Origin of the sequence: Archangium sp. (assembly GCF_036389735.1) — a bacterium.
GTDB lineage: Bacteria > Myxococcota > Myxococcia > Myxococcales > Myxococcaceae > Archangium.
The window spans coordinates 1-2,407 of the sequence record NZ_DASVWK010001123.1 but is presented as its reverse complement, the minus strand read 5'-3'; the positions used below and the strand labels follow the sequence as shown (position 1 = coordinate 2,407).

The window sequence follows — 2,407 nt, the reverse complement described above, 5'->3', positions numbered from 1 at the left end:
AGCCGAGCATCGGGGTGCTGGTGCCGAGGAGGAGGAGCGTCAGGGTGAAGCTCATGCCCCCATTCCAGGCGAGGGAGGGGTGCGCAGCGTGCGGAACGTCACCGAGTACCGCGGCTCCTTCACGGCGGGGATGCTGTGCTGCCACGCGCTCCGGGAGGCGCCACTCAGGAGATAGGCGGAGCGCGGTGCGAGCTCCAACGCGTACGTGCGCCGCGCCTCGTCCTTCCCCTGTTGAAAGCGCATCCGGCACGTGCCCCCCAGCGACACGCCCACCACCTTCGGGCCGAACATGGGCGCGTCCCGGTGCCAGCCGATGGTGGCTCCCGGTGGGTACTCACTCACCAGCGCCTCCACCAATCGCTCCGGAGACTCCTCCATCACCTCCGCGCACCGGGCTCGCAGCGCCAGGAGGAATTCTGGAATGGGGGGCCCGGGCTCCAGCGTCCAGCTCTCATACCCGTACAGCCAGCCGAAGTGCGCCGTCCGCCGCCGCGCCACCTGGCCATGCATCCGGATCTCCGCGAAGGCCACGTCGCGGAGGTGCTCCATCAGCGCGTGCTCCTCCTCCACGGTGAGGAAGTCCGGGACGTAGACGAGTCCCTCTGGTCGCTCCGCTTCTTGTCGCGCCATGGCTTCCTCTTACAGGTCGAATGCCTTGGCGAGCAGCTCGTAGGAGTGCACGCGCTCCGCGTGGCCGTGGATGTGCGAGGTAATCATCAACTCGTCCGCTCCCATCTGGGTGGCGAGCGCCTCCAGGCGTGCACGGACGCGCTCCGGGGTGCCGACGACGAGCATCGAGCGGGAGCCGCGAATCCGCTCGAGGTCGAGGGGCGTGTACGGGTAGTCGCGCGCCTCCTCCGGACTGGGGATGGGCCCCGTCTGCCCCTTGGCGATGCTGACCCACAGGAGGTCATGCGTGCGCGCGAGCTCCTCCGCCCGCTCGTCCGTGTCGGCGCAGACGACCGAGACCGCCAGGATGGCGTGGGGCTTGTCCAGGTGCTCGGATGGCTGGAAGCCCTGGCGGTAGGCCTGCATGGCGGGCAGCGCGGCCTCCGGACTGAAGTGGAACGCGAAGGCGAAGCCCCGGCCCAGTTTCGCCGCGAGGCGGGCGCCGAAACCGCTAGAACCGAGCAGCCAGAGGGGCGGCAGTGGAACGTCGTCCGGGGTGGCCCGGACCCGACCGAGGGCACTGCCGGCCAGGAAGTCTCCCTCTCCGGCGTAGGCCCGGAGCTCCTGGAGCTGCTCGGGGAAGTCGTCCGCGGACATCGCCTCCTGCGAGCGGCGCAGGGCGAACGCGGTCAGTTGATCCGTGCCCGGGGCCCGCCCGAGGCCGAGGTCGATGCGCCCGGGGTAGAGGGCCTCGAGCGTCCGGAAGGTCTCCGCCACCTTCAGGGGCGAGTGGTTGGGCAGCATGATGCCGCCGGAGCCGACGCGGATCCGCTCCGTCTCCCGGGCGACCAGGGCGATCATCAGCTCCGGGGCCGAGCTGGCGAAGCCGCGGGTGTTGTGGTGCTCGGCCAACCAGTAGCGGGTGTAGCCGAGCGCATCCGCCCGGCGAGCCAGGTCGAAGGTGTTGCGCAGCGCCTGTGGCCCGCTGGAGCCCGAGCCGACGGGAATCAGATCGAGGATGGAGAGGGGAAGGGGCATGGGCTCGTCTAACGGTGGGGGCTCGAACCTTCAACCAGGTACCTCAGGGCCCGGGGGTGGGGGTCTGACGCTGCCGCTCCTTCGCGAGCCGCTCCAGCAGGCGTCGGGCGGGGACGAAGTCCGGCTTCAGGGCGAGGGCCGCCTGGAGCGTCTGCTCGGCCTCGTCGAGCCGGCCAGCCTGAAGCAACACCTGCCCGAGGCTGGTGCGCACCTCCGGCAGTTGGGGGGCGAGCCGGGCCGCGTGCTCGCACTCCTCGAGGGCCAGGGGCAACTGCCCCAGCTTCCTGTGCACCAGGCACAGGTTGCTCCAGGCCCCGGCGTTGTCCGGCTCGAGCCGCACGGCCTCTCGCAGCGTGGCCTCGGCCTCGGGCATCCGCCCCGCCATGGCATAGGCCAGCCCGAGGTTCCTCAGGAGGGGCGCATTGCCTCGCGGGGCGCGCTCGAGGTGTGGAATGGCCTCGGCCGCCTTGCCCTTCTCCAGCAGGGCGAGCCCCAGGCCCTCGTGAATCTCGGGTGCCTCGGGGGACTTCGCCTGCGTGTCGAGCCACAGGGAGAGGTTGTCGTGCCACACGGTGTTGCGCGCGGCGGTGGCGAGCCCTCCCACCAGCACCACCCCGGCGAGCGCCCCCAGGAGCAGCCGGCGCGAGGCCAGGCCCCGGCGCTCCAGTACCTCCAGCCCCACCCCCACCAGGAGGACGAAGCCCACCGAGGGCAGGTAGAGGTAGCGCTCGGCGAAGGTGTTCCTCCCGAGCGCGGGGAT

General features: G+C 71.2%; 3 protein-coding genes. All 3 read right to left on the bottom strand.

Annotated features, from left to right (window positions below):
- Positions 1-51 precede the first annotated feature (51 nt).
- Complete coding sequence (locus VF794_RS40395) at positions 52-630, bottom strand: alpha-ketoglutarate-dependent dioxygenase AlkB (protein WP_331119178.1); 579 nt, start codon at positions 628-630, stop codon at positions 52-54.
- Between the two features lie 9 nt (positions 631-639).
- A complete protein-coding gene (locus tag VF794_RS40390; protein WP_331119176.1) occupies positions 640-1,647 on the bottom strand; it encodes an LLM class flavin-dependent oxidoreductase in 1,008 nt (335 codons plus the stop codon).
- A 43-nt stretch (positions 1,648-1,690) separates the two neighbouring features.
- On the bottom strand, positions 1,691-2,407 hold a 717-nt coding region (locus VF794_RS40385), incomplete at its 5' end, for a tetratricopeptide repeat protein (protein ID WP_331119174.1).

Excerpts from the sequence above, each read along its gene's own strand:
- VF794_RS40395 (WP_331119178.1), bottom strand. The coding sequence starts at position 630 with ATGGCGCGACAAGAAGCGGAGCGACCAGAGGGACTCGTCTACGTCCCG.
- VF794_RS40390 (WP_331119176.1), bottom strand. The coding sequence starts at position 1,647 with ATGCCCCTTCCCCTCTCCATCCTCGATCTGATTCCCGTCGGCTCGGGC.